We start from the raw sequence: 18,729 nt of genomic DNA on the forward strand, positions 1-18,729 counted from the left end.
CTGCACAGGCCCGTTGTTGGACACAGAATTCTGTGGGAGCGGGCTTACCCGCGAAAGCGGCAGTGAAGCCAACGTCGCATTCGCGGGTGAACCCGCTCCTACAGGGTCAGGCATGTGTCACAGGACCTCGATCAGCCTTAGATTGCGTTGTGGGTTTTCAGCCAGCCCAGGCCTGCTTCGGTAGTGGTCTTGGGCTTGTACTCCGCGCCCACCCAGCCCTGGTAGCCAATGCGGTCCAGGTGTTCGAACAGGAAGCGGTAGTTGATCTCGCCGGTGCCTGGTTCATTGCGGCCGGGGTTGTCGGCCAGCTGGATGTGGTTGATCAGTTTCAGGTTGGCTTCCATGGTGCGAGCCAGGTCACCTTCCATGATCTGCATGTGGTAGATGTCGTATTGCAGGAACAGGTTGTCGCTGCCCACCTCGGCCTGGATTTCCAGGGCCTGCTGGGTGGTGTTCAGGTAGAAGCCTGGGATGTCGCGGGTGTTGATCATTTCCATGACCAGGCGAATACCGGCGCCCTTGAGCTTGTCAGCGGCGTAGCGCAGGTTCTCGACGAAGGTCTTGCGCACGGTGGCGCAGTCCGGGCCTTGTGGGCGGATGCCGGCCAGGGCGTTGACCTGGGTGTTGCCCAGCACCTTGGCGTATTCGATGGCCTTGTCGACACCCGCGCGGAATTCCTCGACGCGGTCAGGGTGGCAGGTGATACCGCGCTCACCTTTGGCCCAGTCGCCGGCCGGCAGGTTGAACAGCACCTGGGTCAGGCCGTTGGCCTCCAGCTGCTGCTTGATTTCAGCTGCGCTGAAGTCATAGGGGAACAGGTATTCGACGCCGCTGAAACCAGCATCGGCGGCAGCCTTGAAGCGGGCCAGGAAGTCCTGTTCGGTGAACAGCATGGACAGGTTGGCAGCGAAGCGAGGCATGAGTTGTCTCCTTGCGATGAAGGCCCCCAGGGCGTGCCTGGGGGCGTCAGGCGATCAGTCCAGCAGCGAGATGGCGGTTGGCGCGTCGTTGCCGACCAGGGCCAGGTCTTCGAATTCGTTGACCGCGTTGATCTCGGTGCCCATGGAAATGTTGGTCACACGCTCGAGAATCACTTCAACCACCACCGGCACGCGGAACTCTTCGGCCATCTTCTGTGCCTTGATCAGGGCAGGGGCGATTTCTGCTGGCTCGAACACACGGATGGCCTTGCAACCCAGGCCTTCGACCACAGCGACGTGGTCGACACCGTAGGTGGCAGCGTCGGTCGAGTTGATGTTCTCGAACGCCAGTTGTACACAGTAATCCATGTCGAAGCCACGCTGCGCCTGGCGGATCAGGCCCAGGTAGGCGTTGTTCACCAGTACGTGAACGTACGGCAGGTTGAACTGCGCACCCACCGCCAGTTCTTCGATCATGAACTGGAAGTCGTAGTCACCCGACAGCGCCACAACCTTGCGCTTCGGATCGGCTTTGACCACGCCCAGTGCAGCAGGGATGGTCCAGCCCAGCGGGCCGGCCTGGCCGCAGTTGATCCAGTGGCGTGGCTTGTACACATGCAGGAACTGCGCGCCGGCGATCTGCGACAGGCCGATGGTGCTGACGTAGCAGGTGTCTTTGCCGAACACCTGGTTCATTTCTTCGTAGACGCGCTGCGGCTTGACCGGCACGTTGTCGAAGTGGGTCTTGCGCTGCAGGCTCGACTTGCGCTCCTGGCACTCTTCCAGCCAGGCCTTGCGGCACTTGAGCTTGCCGGCGGCTTTCCACTCGCGGGCCACTTCCAGGAACACGTCCAGTGCCTTGCCAGCATCGGAAACGATGCCCAGGTCCGGGGTGAACACGCGGCCGATCTGGGTCGGTTCGATGTCGACGTGCACGAACTTGCGGCCTTCGGTGTAGACATCGACGGAACCGGTGTGGCGGTTGGCCCAGCGGTTACCGATACCGAATACCAGGTCGGACTTCAGCAGGGTTGCGTTGCCATAGCGGTGCGAGGTCTGCAGGCCAACCATGCCGACCATCTGGGCGTGGTCGTCCGGGATGGTGCCCCAGCCCATCAGGGTCGGGATCACGGGTACGCCGGTCAGTTCGGCGAATTCGACCAGCTTGTCGCTGGCGTCGGCGTTGATGATGCCGCCACCGGCTACCAGCAGTGGGCGCTCGGCGTCATTGAGCAGGGCCAGGGCTTTCTCGGCCTGTACGCGGGTGGCGGATGGCTTGTTGACTGCCAGTGGTTCGTAGGCATCGATGTCGAATTCGATTTCGGCCATCTGCACGTCGAACGGCAGGTCGATCAGCACCGGGCCTGGGCGGCCGGTACGCATTTCATAAAAGGCCTTCTGGAAGGCGTAAGGCACCTGGCCTGGCTCCAGAACGGTGGTCGCCCACTTGGTCACTGGCTTGACGATGTTGGTGATGTCGACAGCCTGGAAGTCTTCCTTGTGCAGGCGGGCACGTGGCGCCTGGCCAGTGATGCACAGAATCGGGATGGAGTCGGCCGAGGCGCTGTACAGGCCGGTGACCATGTCGGTGCCGGCAGGGCCGGAAGTGCCGATGCACACACCGATGTTGCCCGGGTTGGCGCGGGTGTAGCCCTCGGCCATGTGCGAGGCACCTTCGACGTGACGAGCGAGGACGTGATCGATGCCACCGACTTTCTTCAGGGCCGAATACAACGGGTTGATGGCAGCCCCCGGGATGCCGAACGCGGTATCTACACCTTCACGGCGCATGACCAGAACGGCTGCATCGATTGCTCTCATTTTGCTCATGGTTTGTGCCTCATCGATTTTGTAATTGTATACAACTTGCTTTGCGACAGAGTGTATTCACGCCTGGCGGCTCAGGTCAATGGGTTTTCATCGGGTGGGCTCGCTTTCGTCAAAGCGGCCGTGAAAACGGCTATTTGCGCCATCGAATACGATCGTTTCAAAATATTGTATACAAAAATACATCTCGTTGTGTTCTATTTGCTCTATCGGTTTTCAACTGCCCTTAGGGCTTCTCACAACAAGAAGAGGACCTTTCCATGAACGTCTTGAACCTGAAAATCGCTGTCAGCCTGGTAAACGCCGCACTGGCGGCAGGCCGCAAGATCAACGCCGCGCCACTGACCGTTGCGGTGCTGGATGCCGGCGGGCACCTGCTGGCGTTGCAGCGTGAGGATGGCGCGAGCCTGATTCGGCCTGAAGTGGCCACTGGCAAAGCCTGGGGTGCGATTGCCTTGGGCAAGGGGTCGCGCTTGCTGGCGCTGGATGCGCAGCAGCGGCCGGCTTTTTTTGCCGCGTTGAACGGGATGGGTGAGCGGCCGGTGGTGCCGGCGCCAGGTGGGGTGCTGATTCGTGATCAGGACGGCAAGGTGCTGGGTGCCGTGGGGATCAGCGGCGATACGTCGGATATCGACGAGCAGTGTGCGATCAGTGCGATCGAGGAGGTGGGGTTGCGGGCAGATGCCGGGGTAGCGGCGTAAGGCTCAAGTCAGCTGGGGCCGCTTTGCGGCCCATTCGCGACACAAGGCCCCACAAGGACTGCGCCAGGCTTTAGATGTGTACGGCGACTTTCAGGGCTTCCAGCGCCGGCTCGACCTTGATGCCCAGCGCTGCACCCAGCTCCATTACCCAGGGTTGATGGGCGGGTTTGCGGTGATGATGTTTCTCGACACTGCGCTGGGCTGAGGCTGAACACCGGCCTGTGGGAGCGGCCTTGTGTCGCGAAAGGGCCGCGAAGCGGCCCCGGCATTATTTGCATCGACGCTGAAACCCCGGGGCTGCTGTGCAGCCCTTTCGCGACGCAAGGCCGCTCCCACACGGATCGCGCCAGCTTTCAGAAATTGAGCAAGACGGTTGCTCCCACAGGGGCGTGCGACCCCAGTGGAATGCGGTCCCCATTGGCCATGTCAGGCCACCTCTGGCTCACAACCCTTGAGCACCATGCGGATAATGGTTTCGGCCGCCGCGTCATAATCACTGTCGGCCAGCTTGGCCTTGCCGGTCACCGCAGAAATCTGCCAGTCGAAGTCGGCATAGGTCTGGGTCGCCGCCCAGATGCTGAACATCAGGTGGTGCGCATCCACATGGGCGATCTGCCCGCGGTCGATCCAGCGCTGGATGCACTCGATGTTGTGCCGGGCCTGCTCGTTCAACTGCTCTACCTGGTTTGCTGACAGGTGCGGCGCGCCATGCATGATCTCGCTGGCGAACACCTTGGACGCATGGGGCAGGTCACGCGAAATGCGAATTTTCGAACGAATGTACGCACTCAGCACTTCCTTCGGGTCGCCGTCTGCATTGAACGGCGTGGATGCCTGCATGATCGGCGCGATGATGCTTTCCAGGACCTCGCGGTAAAGGTTGTCCTTGGACTTGAAGTAGTAGTACACGTTCGGCTTGGGCAGGCCGGCCTTGGCCGCGATATCGCTGGTCTTGGTGGCGGCGAAGCCCTTGTCGGCGAATTCCTCGCTGGCCGCGCGCAGGATCAATTCCTTGTTGCGCTCGCGAATGGTGCTCATGGTCAGGGATCTTCCTCGTGTCTGGCCACCTCTAAGGGGGATCGGGCATGGTAGCACCGGGGTCGACGGGCGCTCAAGGCAGCGGCTTTGGGCTAGAATCCGGCACATTGACTTATTTGGATACAAGCAAACATGGCAGGAAGCAGTCTACTGGTACTGATCGACGACATCGCCACGCTGCTGGATGACGTCTCGCTAATGACCAAAGTCGCGGCGAAAAAGACAGCGGGTGTGCTGGGTGATGACCTGGCGCTGAATGCCCAGCAGGTCACCGGCGTGCGCGCCGATCGCGAACTTCCGGTCGTGTGGGCGGTGGCCAAGGGGTCGTTCGTCAACAAGGCGATCCTGGTTCCGGCCGCGCTGCTGATCAGTGCGTTCATACCGTGGGCGGTTACGCCGTTGTTGATGCTGGGTGGCGCGTTCCTGTGCTTTGAGGGTTTCGAGAAGCTGGCGCACAAGTTCCTGCACAGCAAGGATGAGGACGACGCGCAGCACAAGGCTCGACAGCAAGCCGTGGCGGACGCCAATGTCGACCTGGTGGCCTTCGAGAAGGCCAAGATCAAGGGCGCGGTGCGCACCGACTTCATCCTGTCGGCCGAGATCATTGCCATTACCTTGGGGATAGTGGCGGATACGCCGCTGCCGCAACAGATCATCGTGCTCTCGGGCATAGCCATTGTCATGACCATCGGGGTATACGGGCTGGTCGGCGGCATCGTCAAGCTCGACGACCTGGGGCTGTGGATGACCACGAAGGCCTCGCGTCTGGCTCAGTTGGTTGGCAACGGCATCCTCCGGGCTGCGCCCTACATGATGAAGAGCCTGTCGGTGATTGGTACTGCGGCGATGTTCCTGGTAGGGGGTGGGATCCTGGTGCATGGCATCGAGCCGCTGCATCATGCCATCGAGGCGTTCAGCGAAGGGCGTGGCGGGGCGTTGACCGGGGCGTTGCTCAACGGCGGGGCCGGAGTCATCGCAGGTGCTGTGGTGCTGGCGGTGGTAAGCGTTGCGGGGAAATTGTGGCGGGCGGTTCGGCCAGCCAATTGAGGCGTGTGCCCGGGGCTTTGCCCCGGTTCGCAGGTGAACCCGCTCCTACAGGGAATTGCTTGTTTCTGCAGGAACGGGCTTGCCCGTGAGCACCGGCAACGCCGGTGCCATCGCCGGATTGCAGGTCTACTGTTCGGCCACCGCCCCTTCCTCCTGCGGCTTCCAGGCCAGCAACCCCTTGCTGAAATCGTTGGCAGCACTTTGGTAATAGGCAATCGCCCGGCGGATCAGCGGGTTGTCACTGTCTGCACTCATTTCCCGGCTGTTGCCCAGGGCATCCTGGTGCACCCGCATGCCGCCGCGTGGGCTGAGGATCGCCAGGTCCTTGCCGTCGAACAGCCCCAGATGCTGGTAGTTGCCGATCAGTACCCGGGGTGGCAACTGGTTATTGCGCAGCAGGTCGCGGCCGAAGAAGGTCGAGGTATAGCTCAGGTTGAGCAGGCCGAGCAGGGTGGGTGCCAGGTCGATCTGGCTTGCCAGTTGCGGATCCTCGCGCGGGGCGATCAGCTTGGGTGCATAGATCCACAGCGGAATCTGGTAATTGCGCACCGGCAGGTCTTCCACCCCGGCGCTACCGGCGGTGTGGTCGGCGACAAACACGAACAGGGTATTGTCGAACCATGGCTTGCCCTTGGCTTCCTGCAGGAACTGCGCAATGGCATGGTCGGTGTATTTCACCGCACCTTCGCGGCCATCGCCCGAAGGAATGTCGATGCGGCCGTCCGGGTAGGTGTAGGGGCGGTGGTTGGAGGTGGTCATCAGTTGCAGAAAGAATGGCTGCTGCCTGGCGTGGCCGGCATCGGCCAGCCTGAGGGTCTGCCGGTACAGGTCCTCGTCGGCCATGCCCCAGGCGTTCTTGAAGCTGATTTCGTTCTCGGGGACGCTGCTCTGGTCGACGATGCGATAGCCGTTGCCGCTGAAGAACGCGTTCATGTTGTCGAAGTAGCCACGCCCGCCATAGACGAACACTGCGTCATAGCCGACAGCCTTCAACTGCTGACCAAGGCTGGCATAGCCGCTTTCGCGGCCGATGCGCTTGACGATCGAGCGGCCGGGGGTAGGGGGGATTGACAGTGTGATGGCTTCCAGGCCCCGGTCGGTACGGGTACCGGTGGCATAGAAGTTGTTGAAGTACAGGCTCTGCGTGCGCAGTACGTCCAGGTTGGGCGTGAGGTTGCGCGGGTCGCCGTTGCTGCCCATGTACTTGGCGCTGAAGCTCTCGATGGTGACCAGGATGATGTTGGGCTTGCGTGGTGCGCCGCTGGCGTTGATATGACGGCGAATGTCCTCAGGTTCGCTGGCTTTGAACTGCGTGTTGGGCTCGGCCAGCTCTTGATGCATCTGCGCTCCGACTTCGCTGGCGTTGAGGCTGGCGTAGAACTGGGTGTAGTCCAGCTCGTTGTTCCGGAACGCGGCAAAGAACTGGTACGGGCCGTTGCTTGCCAGTTCGCGCTGATAGGCGTTACCGCCCTGCCCGCGGGGGAACTGCTGGTCGATCAGGAGTACGCTGAGCCCGCCCAGTACTGCCAGCAGGGCAAGGCCGCCAAGGCGCTGGCGCAGGTTGGCGCTGGGCGCAGCGAGTGCACGGGAGAGCGGTTTGCGCAGAATCAGTGCGAGCAGCACGGCCACCAAGGCAATGCTACCCAGCAGGGTCGGTAGCGGGTACGACTCGCGTATATTGTCCAGCACTTCTTTGGAGTAGACCAGGTAGTCGACGGCGATGAAGTTGAAACGCACACCGAATTCGTCCCAGAACAGCCACTCGGCCACGGCGACGAACAGCATCACGAACAGGCTGACGATGAGTGCGCCGCCCATCAGCCTGCGATGTAAGGCCGTGCGCCACAGTGCGGCCGGGCATATCGCCAGGTACAGCCCCAACGGCAGTGCAGCGTAGGTGAGGAAGCTCAGGTCGTACACGGCACCACTCAAGAATAATGAGAAGTAGTCGCCATGTACTTCATCAAGATGGGTGACCAGCAATACCAGGCGGGTCAGCAGGAAGATGCCGAACCAGAGTGAGCAAACTAGCATAAGATACCGCCACGGGGCGGCGAGGTGGGTGCGCATTAAGTAGGCCTGTTTTCTTTTTGGAGTGGTGCGAAGAAAAGCAGATTAGTTCAGGCTATGCAAAAAAAATGTCAAAAGTTTGAGCGGTGGCCATGAGGCGTTCTGTGCGTGGCCAGCAGACGCCACCACAGGGCTGCGTCGCCGCTGCCAGGCAAAACGTCGCGCCAGTGGATAAATGCCTGTGAGCGTGTAAGTTAAAGCTGATTTTTTACTGCGTAACAGCGCCGCTACATAACGGCGCTGTTAACTTTTCAGTGCGTCAGAAGTGCACTTTCACCAAGAAGCTCATGGTGTTCTGGTCGGTAGTGAAGGCATCGCTGTCCTTGATGCCGTACTTGTTCTTCCAGTAGTCATACTCCACACCCACATACAGCTGTTTCTCACCCAGGTGCAATGCCTTGCCCAGGTCATACTTGATCTGCGGGTTGAAGTGCAGGTTGGCCTGGTAGGTGCCGCGGCGGTTCTCGTCGTTGTCCACCACCCAGTCCATGAAGCCGTCGATCAGCACGTCGGAATCGCCGACCGGAATGGTGTACGACCACACCGGGGTGATCTGCCACACGTTGTCGCCGGCGCGGCTGCCGTCGGTGGTGCGGTTGTAGAAGTTCAGCTGGAAGTAGTCGAAGCCCGGGATGGCCAGGTCGAAGCCCGGGCCGATCAGGTAAGACTCGGTGTCACCCTCGCCAAACTCGTAGGTCATCGCCAGCAGCACGTCCTTGACCGGGCCCAACTCCAGCTTCTGGTCGAAGATCTTGCCGAACGACAGGCGTGGGCTGAACTCGCCATAGTAGGTGTTGGGGCCGTTGCTGGCGTCCTTCTTGCCTTGGTAGAAGATCTTGTCGACGAAGAAGAAGTTATCGCCGTACTTCCACGCGTCGGCGTGTTCGAAGGTGAATGTTTGCTGGGTCTCGGGGTTGACCTTGAAGTTCTTGCCCCACAGGTAGGTCAGGCTGTTGTTCTGCCATTGCAGCAGGTCGCCGCCGAAGGTGGTGCCGCAGGCCAGCAGGCCGCCGGCAAGGATCAGGCTGTTGATGGTACGCATTGCGAGTGTCGCTCCCTTGATTGATCTGTTGTCAGCGCTCGTTGTTGGCGCTTTTTTGTCTTTTAAGTCAGCTTTTTTCGATAGGCCACAGCTGTTTGGCAAGGGTCGAGCCAACTTTTCCGGGTTGGCAAAACCTTCCTGCTCGACTTCGTTCTGAACGGATGAAAAGGGTCTTTCAGGCTGGCAACACGTTGGCCAACCGCCCGTATTCATTGACTGAGCGGTCAGTAAACGCAGGCAGAATCCGTTCTGCCCTGATCGAGGGGGCGCGCAGATTACTGGCTTGCGCGCCGCGCCTCAAGTGCTCCGTCCTGGAGCGGGGTGATTCAAACTTGTGCGTTTGGTCAACTTCCTAGAAGTGCACCTTGATCAGCGCACTGGCCACGCTCTGGTTGCTGTCCAGGTTGCCGCGGCTGTCAATGCCGTACTTGTCTTTCCAGTAGCTGTATTCAAAGCCGACGTAGAGCTGCTTGGCGCCCAGGTTCAGCGCCTTGCCCAGGTCGTATTTGACCTGCGGGTTGAAGTGCAGGTTGGCGTGATAGGTGCCACGGCGGGTCTGGTCGTTGTCGGTAACCCAGTCCATGTAACCGTCGATCAGAATGTCTGACCGGCCGACAGGGAGGGTGTACGACCAGCCGGGGGTAATCTGCCAGACATTGTCACCGGGGCGGCTGCCTTCGGTGTTACGCACGTAGAAATTGAGGGTGAAATAGTTGAAGCCGGGGATGTTCAAGTCAAAGCCTGGGCCGATCAGGTAGGCCTCGTTGTCGCCTTCACCGCGCTCGTAGGTCATGGCCAGCAGCACGTCCTTGATCGGACCGAAGGCAAGCTTGCGGTCGAAGATCTTGCCCAATGACAGGCGTGGGCTGAACTCGCCGTAGTAGGTGGTCACACCTTTGCCGGGGTCGGCCTTGCCGTTGTAGAAGATCTTGTCGACGAACATGAAGGTGTCGCCGTACTTCCATTTGTTGGCGTGCTCGAAGGTGATGGTCTGCTGGATATCAGGGTTGACCTTGAAGTCCTTGCCGTACAGGTAGGTCAGGCTTTCGCCGTGCCATTGCAGCCATTCGCCTGCGTGCGAGGGTAGGGTGGCCAGCAGGCTGCTGCCCAACAACAGGGACGTGGTGATGCGCTTCATGTTGTGATTCCCGGACTTATTGTTTTTGTTGGCGGTTTTTTTGGCGCGCAGGCGCCCCGGGCGACCCATTCCGGCGGGTCGACGGCGTAGCGGTTACTGCAGAGGTGATGAGGGGCGGTCATGCACCGCCCCTTTTGGCTCAATGCTGGTGACAGACGTCGTTGTGCATTGCGCGGTCGGCACCGCCAAGGATGTTGAACAGAACGTTCAACACCAGGGCACAGACCGTGGCCATGGCGATACCGCTGTGGGTGATGGGTTCCATCCACTGTGGCATCTGGGCAAAGAACTCCGGACGCACCACGGGGATCAACCCGAAGCCGACGCTCACGGCAACCAACAGCTGGTTGCGGCGGTCGCCGATGTCCGCCTCCTGAAGAATCTTGATCCCGGTGGCGGTGACCATGCCGAACATGGCGATGGACGCGCCGCCCAGTACCGCAGGCGGGATCGAGGCAATCAGGAAGGCCGCCTTGGGCAGCAGGCTGAGCAGGATCAGCAGTGCACCGGCCACGATGGTGACATAGCGGCAGCGCACCCCAGTCATCTGCACCAGGCCGATGTTTTGGGCGAACGAGGAGTGGGTGAAGGTGTTGAAGAAGCCCGCAATGAACGACGCACCGGCATCGCACAGCAGGCCGCGACGCAGCATACCAGGGGTGACTTCGCGATCGGTCACCTTGCCCAGGGCCAGGAACATGCCGGTGGACTCGACGAAGATGATCACCACTACCAGGCACATGGACAGGATCGGCGCCAGGCTGAAGGTCGGCATGCCAAAGTGCAGCGGGGTGACCACCTGCAACCACGGTGCTTCATTCAGACCCGACAGGTCGACCATGCCGATGGAGCCGGCCAGGATGTAGCCAAGGCCCATGCCCACCAGTACCGACACGTTGACCCAGAAACCGCGCATGAAGCGGTTGATCAGCAGGATAACGGCCAGTACCAGGCCGGCCACCAGCAGGTAGATCGGCGAGCCGAACGTTTGAGCGTCTTGGCCGCCACCGGCCCAGTTGACGGCCACCGGGAACAGCGACAGGCCAATCGAGGTGATCACCGTACCGGTGACCAGTGGGGGAAAGAAGCGGACAACCTTGGACATGAACGGCGCGATCAGCATGCCGAAGAACCCGGCAGCGATGGTCGCGCCGAAGATCCCCTGCAGGCCCACGCCGGGCATGCCGGCCATGGCCACCATGCTGCCGACGGCAGCGAAACTGGCACCCATCATCACCGGCATGCGGATGCCCACCGGGCCGATACCGAACGACTGGATGATGGTAGCGACGCCAGCGACCAGCAGGTCGGCGTTGATCAGGAAAGCGACTTCTTCGCGGGACAACCCGGCGGCCTGGCCGATGATCAACGGCACGGCGATCGCGCCACCGTACATCAGCAGAACGTGTTGCAGGCCAACCAGGAACAGTTGGAACAGGGGCAAGGGTTCTCGCGGCGGCGCAATGGGGATATACGCCTTGCGTGACTCGGACATGCAGCACCTCGAGTTTTGTTTTTATTCTCGGATCCAAGCGGCAGGCCTCATGCCTGCGCGCTCGATGCTTGCTTGTTGCGTAACACATGGAGCTTGAGGCCGGGGCTTCCGGCCTCTTCGCGGGCAAGCCCGCTCCTACAGGGGAAGGTGATTCCCTTGGGGGCGGGTTGCCTGGCGAGGTACTGTCAGTTGACCTGGGCGCCTTTGGCGATCCAGTCGCCGACGAGCTTGCGCTCTTCGGTGGTCATCTGGGTGATGTTGCCCAGCGGCATGATCTGGCTGGCAACCGCTTGCGCCTGAATGCGCGCGGCCTGGGCCTGGATCTGCTGCGGAGTGTCGAACATCACGCCGGCAGGAGCGGCGCTGAACAGTGGGCTGGTCGGCTTGGACGAGTGGCACACGGTGCAGCGTTCCTGGATGACATTGTGGATCTTGTCGAAGTCGCCACCACCGGCCTGGGCAGCGGCCTGAGCCGGTGCTTGCGCAGGTGCGGCGGGTGCTTCGGCAGCCTTGGCGGCGTCCTCGGCACGCTGCTCGGCAGCGGTCTTGCCGCCTACGGCAGTTGCCGGCAGCGGTTGGTACTCGATCTTCGCTGCGGCTTGGTCAGGGCTTACGGCCATCGGTTTCGGGCCGGTAACGTAGGCCAGGCAGATCATCGCCAAGGCGCCGACGGGCAGGGTCCAGGCGTACTTGTTGCTGTCGTGGCGGGTGTTGAAGTAGTGGCGGATCAGAACCGCGGCTACTGCGATACCGGCCAGGATCAGCCAGTTGTACTGGCTACCGTAGGTGCTCGGGAAATGGTTGCTGATCATGATGAACAGCACCGGCAGGGTGAAGTAGTTGTTGTGACGCGAGCGCAGCAGGCCCTTGGCCGGCAGTACCGGGTCGGGCGTCTGATTGTTCTCGATCGCCGCCACCAGCTGGCGTTGGGCCGGCATGATGATGCGGAACACGTTACCGACCATGATGGTGCCTATGATCGCGCCGGTGTGCAGGTAGGCACCACGGCCGCTGAACACCAGGCTGAAGCCCCAGCAGGCAGCGATGATCAGCACGAACAGCACACCACCGAGCAGCGCTGGCTTCTTGCCCAAGGGCGAGTCGCACAGGAAGTCGTAGATGAACCAGCCAGCGATCAGCGAACCGATACCGATAGCCACGCCTTCGGCACCGCTCAGGGTGCTGCCAGGCGCCAGCAGGTACAGCGCCGGGTTCCAGTAGAACACCACGCACAGCAGGGCGATACCGGACATCCAGGTGAAGTAGGCTTCCCATTTGAACCAGTGCAGGTTCTCGGGCATTTTCGGGGGGGCGAGCTTGTATTTCTCCAGGTGGTAGATACCACCGCCGTGAATCGCCCAGAGATCACCCGACAACCCATCGCGCGGGTTGCTTCGGTTCAGGTGGTTCTCCAGCCAGACGAAGTAGAACGATGCACCGATCCAGGCAACGCCGGTGATCATGTGAACCCAGCGAATGCTCAGGTTCAGCCATTCGTGAAGGTGTGCTTCCACAGTATGTACCTCTGCCAGTCACCGAGAAGATGACTGACCTTTTCTTATTGGTGGGGATTGAGGATCAGCATCTGTTCCTCGGTGAAGTAATGCTCATCGCAGTTGTTGCCAGAACCACTGCGATCAACCACCAGGAAATCATCCCGCTTTTCGATCGTCAGCACCGGGTGGTGCCAGACGCCGCGATGGTAATTAACGCCCTGCCTGCCATTACTGCGGAAGGCTCGGACCAAGCCTGATACAGGTGCATCGCCAACGGGCGCGACCACGATCAGAAAGGGGTTGCCGAGCAGCGGGATAAAAGCCTGGCTGCCCAGCGGATGGCGTTCCAGCATGCGCACGGTCAGCGGCATGTCCTGCGCGTCGGCGCGGAAGATGCTGATGATCGCCTTGTCTTCAGGCTCGGCGGTTTCGACCGTGGCGAGCTTGTGAAAGCGCATGGTCGAGCCGTTGTTGATCATGAAGTGGTCGCTGCCGTCGGTTTCGATCACGTCTCCGAACTGGGCGAAGGCTTCTTTGGTCAAGGGCTCGATCATCAGGGTGCGCATGCGGTTATCTCTTCTATTGTTCGTTTTCTGAATAAGGTTCGGCTGTTGCTTACAGCTGCAGCAGGCGGAACAGGGCGATCAGGTTGATCTGCGCCAGGGCTTCCTTGAATTCGGCATCGGCATCGTTGTGGATGCGTTTTTCAAAGGCGGCGAGAATCTGGTGCCGGTTGCTGCCCTTCACCGCCATGATGAACGGGAACTGGAACTTGGCCTTGTAGGCATCGTTCAGTTCGGTGAACCGGGCGAACTCTTCGGCGGTGCACTGGTGGATACCGGCACCGGCCTGCTCGTTGGTGCTCGATTCGGTCAGTTCGCCCTGGATGGCGGCCTTGCCTGCCAGGTCCGGGTGAGCATTGATCAGCGCGAGCTGGTCAGCGTGGTTGGCGCTGAGCAGGATGTCGCTCATGCGCTGGTGCAGCGCCTCGATCTCGTCCAGCTCGCCCAGCTGGCCCAGGTCATAGGCTTTTTCGGCAACCCACGGCGAGTGCTCGTAGATGTCGGCGAAGGCCTTGACGAAGGCGTCGCGGTCCAGGGCGGATGGTTTGAGGGTATTGAAGGCGGTCATCAGGCGTTCTCTTTCTTGTACGGGTGGGTGGTGTGCCAGTGGCGGGCGATATCCACGCGACGGGCGAACCAGACCTGGTCATGACTTTTTGCGTAATCGACGAAGCGCTTGAGTGCAGCCAGGCGTGCCGGGCGGCCGACCAGGCGGCAGTGCAGGCCGATGGAAAGCATTTTCGGTGCTTCGGCGCCTTCGGCGTACAGCACATCAAAGGCGTCTTTCAGGTACTGGAAGAACTGCTCGCCGCAGTTGAAGCCCTGTACCTGGGTGAAGCGCATGTCGTTGGTGTCCAGGGTGTAGGGGATCACCAGGTGCGGCTTGCCGGTGGGGTTGTTCGGCTCCCAGTAGGGCAGGTCGTCGTCGTAGGTGTCGCTGTCATAGAGGAAACCACCTTCCTCCATCACCAGGCGGCGGGTGTTCGGGCCGGTACGGCCGGTGTACCAGCCCAGCGGGCGCTCGCCGGTGAGTTCGGTGAGGATACGGATGGCTTCGAGCATGTGCTCGCGCTCCTGGGCCTCGTCCATGTTCTGGTAGTCGATCCAGCGGTAGCCGTGGCTGCAGATCTCGTGGCCGGCTTCGACCATGGCGCGGATCACGTCGGGGTGGCGCTGGGCGGCCATGGCCACGGCGAAGACGGTGAGTGGCACGCCGCTGTCCTTGAACAGCTTCAGCAGGCGCCACACACCGGCACGGCTGCCGTATTCATACAGCGACTCCATGCTCATGTTGCGCTGGCCCTGCAGGGGTTGGGCAGCGACCATCTCGGACAGGAAGGCTTCGGATTCCTTGTCACCGTGCAGGATGTTGCGTTCGCCACCTTCCTCGTAATTGAGGACGAAAGACAGCGCGATGCGGGCGTTACCCGGCCATTGCGGGTGAGGAGGGTTGTTGCCGTAACCGATCAGGTCGCGAGGGTAATCAGCGCTCACTGCAGTCTTCCTTCTTGTGCGTTAGTGCGGGGGGTGGGCGGGCCGCGTCGGTATGTCGCACCACCGGATGGGCTGATTGTATACAACTTCTGAAATCTTTTGTAAGCCTGTTTTTCCGCATTTCTTCCCTTTTGTCGCCTGACAGCGACCTGGAAATACAGTGCAAGAAACCTGCCTGTTTGGTCAGCTAATGAGGTTGGCATCTTTATGGTGCGTGTATTTGCGACCGATGGGTCGTTTATGGGCAGCAAAGGGAGGGTGTGACAGAGGGGATCAAAAAATTGTGTACAATCCTTGGCTGGAATGTCTTAATAACGTCATTCCCGCCTGCCGCAGGCGCTAAGCTGGTGCGATGGCTGAGTATTTTTTGCCCACAGATTGAACAAGAGGCGACACGCAATGGGACGTTTGACCACACACGTACTGGATGCCGCGCATGGCTGCCCGGGTAGCTCGATCAAGGTCGAGCTGTACCGCGTCGAAGGCCAGCAGCTGGAGCTGGTGAACACCGCCCTGACCAACAGCGATGGCCGCGTCGACGCGCCGCTGTTGCAGGGGGACGATTACCGCACTGGCGTTTACCAGTTGCAGTTCAGCGCTGGGGATTACTACCGCGCCCGTGGCGTGCAATTGCCGGCCCAGGCGTTTCTGGATGTTGTCGTGCTGCGCTTTGGCATCGACGAGTCGCAGGAGCACTACCACGTGCCGCTGCTGATTTCGCCGTACAGCTATTCGACCTATCGTGGAAGCTAGTTGGTCGCTAGAAGAATCTTCGTAGGTCCTTTGGCCCGCTCTCACACTGGCGGGCTTTTTTTCGTCTGCTGTTTTTGTGTGGCCTGTGCCGGCCTCTTCGCGGGTGAACCCGTTCCTACGACGGCCTGCGCCCAATCACCGATGTGTGTCCACCCCCGCTCCTACGCGACGGCCTGTGTCCAATCACCCATGCGTGTCCATCCCCGATCAGGCGTAGGAGCGGGTTTACCCGCGAATACGGTAGCGGCGGCAACGGTGAACGGCAGGTGGAGATTGGCCAGCAGGTCCGGCCCTTTCGCGGGTGAACCCGCTCCTACGGCGGGCCTGTATCCAACTGTCCACCCCCGTTGTAGGAGCGGGTTTACCCGCGAATACGGTGGTGGCAGCAATGGTGAACGGCGGATGGAGATTGGCCGGCAGGCCCGGCCCTTTCGCGGGTAAACCCGCTCCTACGGGCGACCGCGTAGGCCTTTCAAATGTTGAGCAAGGGCGCCATATCGTGGCGTCCCAACAAGGCGTTCGCGCGTCCCTCGCAGGCATTAATGGGCCGGAACAAGCGTAGGAGCGACCTTGCTCGCGATGCGCCGCGCGTGCGGCGCTCGATTTCGAAAACACTGGAAATCTAAAGCCAAGCGCCCTTGCTCAGAGGAACACGAACTTGGCAATGAAGATTGCGCACAGTACCCACAGGCTGGCCGAGATTTCCTTGTACTTGCCGGTACCTGCCTTCAACGCGACGTAGGTGATGAAACCCAGCGCGATACCATCGGCAACGGAGAAGGTCAGCGGCATCATGATGACCGTGACAATCGCCGGAATGCTGTCGGTGGCTTCGTCCCAATGGATGTGCGCCATGCTGCCCATCATCAGCATTGCCACGTAGATCAGTGCGCCTGCTGTCGCGTAGGCCGGGATCATCCCCGCCAGCGGGGCGAAGAACATCGCTGCGACGAACAGCAAGCCGACCACCACGGCCGTCAAACCGGTACGGCCACCTGCGGCGACACCTGCGGCACTCTCCACATAACTGGTCACTGGGGGCACGCCGACCACAGCACCGAATACGCTGGATGCACTGTCGGCCTTCAAGGCGCGTGACAGGCCTTCGATACGCCCGTCCGGCGCTACCAGGTTCGCTCGCTGGGCAACCCCCATCAGCGTGCCGGCAGTGTCGAACATGTGCACGAACAGGAACGCCAGCACCACGCTGATCATGCTGACATTGAACACGCCAGCCACGTCCATGGCCATCCAGGTCGGTGCCAGGCTTGGGGGCATCGACATCACCCCGCCAAACTTGACCAGGCCCAGGCCCCAGCCCGCCAGGGTGACACCAATGATGCTGATCAGGATCGCGCCGAATACTCGCTTGTAGCTGAGGATGGCGATCAGCAGGAAGCACACGGCCGCCAGCAGCGGCCCCGGCTCATGCAACGAGCCCAGCTTGATCAGGGTGGCGGGGCTGTCGACGATGATGCCTGCGGTCTTCAGGCCGATCAGCCCGAGAAACAATCCGACGCCGGCCCCCATGGCATGGCGCAGGCTGACCGGGATGCTGTTGAGCAGCCATTCGCGCACTTTCGACAAGGTCAGGAACATGAACAACACGCCGGAGACGAATACCGCCCCCAGCGCCGTTTCCCAGTTGTAGCCCATGGTGCCGACCACGGTGTAGGTAAAGAAAGCATTGAGCCCCATGCCCGGCGCCAGGCCCACCGGCCAGTTGGCGTACAGGCCCATCAGCAGGCAGCCCAGCGCGGCGGCGATGCAGGTGGCGACAAAAGCGGCACCATGGTCGATGCCGGCGTCGGCCATGATGTTGGGGTTGACGAAGATGATGTAGGCCATGGTGATGAAGGTGGTCACCCCAGCGATCATTTCGGTTTTGACAGTGCTGCCGTGTTGCTTGAGTTTGAAAATCCGCTCCAGCCAGCTCGTTTCGAGCGGCGGAGCAAGATCCAGCGTAGGGGCTTCGGATTTGCGGCTTTCCACAGCGGGTACTCCTCAAGTCTTTCTTGTTGTTATGGAGCCAGTTTCCTGCGCAATGCACTTGGCGGCTCCGCGAGGGAAGGCAGACGTCTGACCTTTTTGTTGACTCAAGGGTCAAGAAGTTGCTCGATGGATTATGCTTTTGTGTACAAATAAAGCAAATAATGTTTTATGTTTTGTATGCGCAATGCGTCGTACAACGGCTATATAGGTAAAACGCCCCCTGCGGAATCGCCTCAGCCTGTGTACAATGGCGCCATACTTTCTCTTCGTGCCTCGAGAGCCCATGAACGAACAGCTGCAACCTCTGAAAAAACCTGCACGAGTCGGCAAGGCCGGCCGCAGCGGTACCCAGGACGACATCGTCTACGCGCATATTTTCGAGGCGATCCTCGAGCAGCGTCTGGCTCCGGGCACCAAGTTGAGCGAGGAAGCGCTGGGCGAGATCTTTGGCGTCAGCCGCACCATCATCCGCCGCGCCTTGTCGCGCCTGGCCCACGAAAGCGTGGTGCTGCTGCGGCCGAACCGCGGCGCGGTGGTGGCCAGCCCGACTGTAGAAGAGGCGCGCCAGGTGTTCTTCTCGCGGCGCATGGTCGAACGCGCCATCACCGAGCTGGCGGTGCAGCATGCCACCCCCGATCAGCTTAACGAGCTGCGGCAGATGGTGCGTGAGGAGCGCGACAGCTTTTCGCGCGGTGACCGGGGTGCCGGCATTCGCCTGTCCGGTGAGTTCCACCTCAAGCTGGCCGAAGCGGCGGGCAATGCACCGCTGGTAAGTTTCCAGCGCAGCCTGGTATCGCAGACTTCGCTGATCATTGCCCAGTACGAAAGCGGCAACCGCTCGCACTGCTCTTACGATGAGCACATGCAGCTCATCGATGCCATCGAGGCGCGCGATGCCGAGCAGGCCGTGAGCCTGATGATGCATCACATGGACCACATCGACAGCAAGCTGAACCTGGACGAGGAGAGCGCCTCGGACGATTTGCATGCGGTGTTCTCGCATTTGCTGAAAAAGCCCAAGGTTTCCGTCAAGGGTTGAACGTTTGCCGGTGTGATCGAGGGGCTGCAAATCAGCCCCTAGCCACTACTGGCCATAACCCAAAGGTCTGCTAAATTCTTGTGAGCAAACCTTCATCAAGCAGTTGGGCTTGCG

General features: G+C 60.8%; 17 protein-coding genes. 5 read left to right on the forward strand and 12 right to left on the reverse strand.

The features are described 5' to 3' along the window. Nucleotides 1–137 precede the first annotated feature (137 nt). Together hyi and gcl are read right to left on the reverse strand one after the other, a co-directional pair. Nucleotides 138–920 carry a hydroxypyruvate isomerase gene (gene hyi / locus KW568_RS08470; protein WP_003254346.1) on the reverse strand — a complete coding sequence of 261 codons (783 nt, stop codon included), beginning with the start codon at nucleotides 918–920 and terminating at the stop codon, nucleotides 138–140. A gap of 54 nt (nucleotides 921–974) precedes the next feature. Further along, complete coding sequence (gcl, locus tag KW568_RS08475; protein ID WP_003254345.1) at nucleotides 975–2,750, reverse strand: glyoxylate carboligase; 1,776 nt, start codon at nucleotides 2,748–2,750, stop codon at nucleotides 975–977. 257 nt (nucleotides 2,751–3,007) lie between these two features. Here gcl and KW568_RS08480 point away from each other — a divergent pair, with 257 nt between their 5' ends. Then, nucleotides 3,008–3,448: a heme-binding protein gene (locus KW568_RS08480; RefSeq protein ID WP_003254344.1), complete on the forward strand. Its 441-nt coding sequence runs from the start codon at nucleotides 3,008–3,010 to the stop codon at nucleotides 3,446–3,448. 76 nt (nucleotides 3,449–3,524) lie between these two features. Next, a complete protein-coding gene (locus KW568_RS08485; protein ID WP_014754328.1) occupies nucleotides 3,525–3,653 on the forward strand; it encodes a hypothetical protein in 129 nt (42 codons plus the stop codon). A gap of 221 nt (nucleotides 3,654–3,874) precedes the next feature. Here the strand turns inward: KW568_RS08485 and KW568_RS08490 are convergent, their stop codons facing one another. After that, nucleotides 3,875–4,486 carry a TetR/AcrR family transcriptional regulator gene (locus KW568_RS08490; RefSeq protein ID WP_003254343.1) on the reverse strand — a complete coding sequence of 204 codons (612 nt, stop codon included), beginning with the start codon at nucleotides 4,484–4,486 and terminating at the stop codon, nucleotides 3,875–3,877. A 132-nt stretch (nucleotides 4,487–4,618) separates the two neighbouring features. Between KW568_RS08490 and KW568_RS08495 the strand changes: the two genes are divergently transcribed. Continuing rightward, nucleotides 4,619–5,533 carry a DUF808 domain-containing protein gene (locus KW568_RS08495; protein ID WP_004576920.1) on the forward strand — a complete coding sequence of 305 codons (915 nt, stop codon included), beginning with the start codon at nucleotides 4,619–4,621 and terminating at the stop codon, nucleotides 5,531–5,533. A 126-nt stretch (nucleotides 5,534–5,659) separates the two neighbouring features. Here the strand turns inward: KW568_RS08495 and KW568_RS08500 are convergent, their stop codons facing one another. The 8 genes from KW568_RS08500 to puuE all read right to left on the reverse strand — a co-directional run bounded on the left by KW568_RS08500 (nucleotide 5,660) and on the right by puuE (nucleotide 14,831). Next, the gene (locus tag KW568_RS08500; RefSeq protein ID WP_004576921.1) at nucleotides 5,660–7,567 is read right to left on the reverse strand and encodes an LTA synthase family protein; all 1,908 of its coding nucleotides are present in this window, start codon (nucleotides 7,565–7,567) and stop codon (nucleotides 5,660–5,662) included. Nucleotides 7,568–7,862: 295 nt separating this feature from the next. Continuing rightward, the gene (locus tag KW568_RS08505; RefSeq protein WP_004576922.1) at nucleotides 7,863–8,645 is read right to left on the reverse strand and encodes an outer membrane protein OmpK; all 783 of its coding nucleotides are present in this window, start codon (nucleotides 8,643–8,645) and stop codon (nucleotides 7,863–7,865) included. A 352-nt stretch (nucleotides 8,646–8,997) separates the two neighbouring features. After that, on the reverse strand, nucleotides 8,998–9,783 hold the full coding sequence (locus KW568_RS08510; RefSeq protein WP_003254337.1) for an outer membrane protein OmpK: 786 nt from the start codon (nucleotides 9,781–9,783) through the stop codon (nucleotides 8,998–9,000). A gap of 139 nt (nucleotides 9,784–9,922) precedes the next feature. Then, nucleotides 9,923–11,278, reverse strand: coding sequence for a nucleobase:cation symporter-2 family protein (locus KW568_RS08515; protein WP_003254336.1), 1,356 nt, complete (start codon nucleotides 11,276–11,278; stop codon nucleotides 9,923–9,925). A 185-nt stretch (nucleotides 11,279–11,463) separates the two neighbouring features. After that, entirely contained in the window at nucleotides 11,464–12,792 is a 1,329-nt protein-coding gene (locus KW568_RS08520; protein WP_004576923.1) for a urate hydroxylase PuuD, read from the reverse strand. Nucleotides 12,793–12,836: 44 nt separating this feature from the next. Beyond that, a complete protein-coding gene (locus tag KW568_RS08525; protein WP_003254333.1) occupies nucleotides 12,837–13,340 on the reverse strand; it encodes an ureidoglycolate lyase in 504 nt (167 codons plus the stop codon). A 49-nt stretch (nucleotides 13,341–13,389) separates the two neighbouring features. After that, entirely contained in the window at nucleotides 13,390–13,905 is a 516-nt protein-coding gene (uraD, locus tag KW568_RS08530) for a 2-oxo-4-hydroxy-4-carboxy-5-ureidoimidazoline decarboxylase (RefSeq protein WP_004576924.1), read from the reverse strand. Further along, nucleotides 13,905–14,831, reverse strand: a complete 927-nt coding sequence (puuE, locus tag KW568_RS08535; RefSeq protein ID WP_003254330.1) for an allantoinase PuuE — start codon at nucleotides 14,829–14,831, stop codon at nucleotides 13,905–13,907. The genes uraD and puuE overlap by 1 nt, the downstream gene beginning before the upstream one ends. 399 nt (nucleotides 14,832–15,230) lie before the next feature. Here puuE and uraH point away from each other — a divergent pair, with 399 nt between their 5' ends. After that, nucleotides 15,231–15,584 (forward strand): hydroxyisourate hydrolase, encoded by a 354-nt coding sequence (uraH, locus tag KW568_RS08540; protein WP_003254328.1) that lies wholly within the window; start codon nucleotides 15,231–15,233, stop codon nucleotides 15,582–15,584. A gap of 642 nt (nucleotides 15,585–16,226) precedes the next feature. On the opposite strand, the gene KW568_RS08545 is transcribed toward uraH, so the two are convergent. Beyond that, a complete protein-coding gene (locus KW568_RS08545; RefSeq protein ID WP_004577064.1) occupies nucleotides 16,227–17,576 on the reverse strand; it encodes an NCS2 family permease in 1,350 nt (449 codons plus the stop codon). Between the two features lie 283 nt (nucleotides 17,577–17,859). Here KW568_RS08545 and KW568_RS08550 point away from each other — a divergent pair, with 283 nt between their 5' ends. Further along, nucleotides 17,860–18,615, forward strand: coding sequence for a GntR family transcriptional regulator (locus KW568_RS08550; protein ID WP_004577063.1), 756 nt, complete (start codon nucleotides 17,860–17,862; stop codon nucleotides 18,613–18,615). Nucleotides 18,616–18,729: the final 114 nt, after the last annotated feature.

It is taken from the genome of Pseudomonas sp. HD6515 (assembly GCF_024971855.1).
Lineage (GTDB): Bacteria > Pseudomonadota > Gammaproteobacteria > Pseudomonadales > Pseudomonadaceae > Aquipseudomonas > Aquipseudomonas alloputida.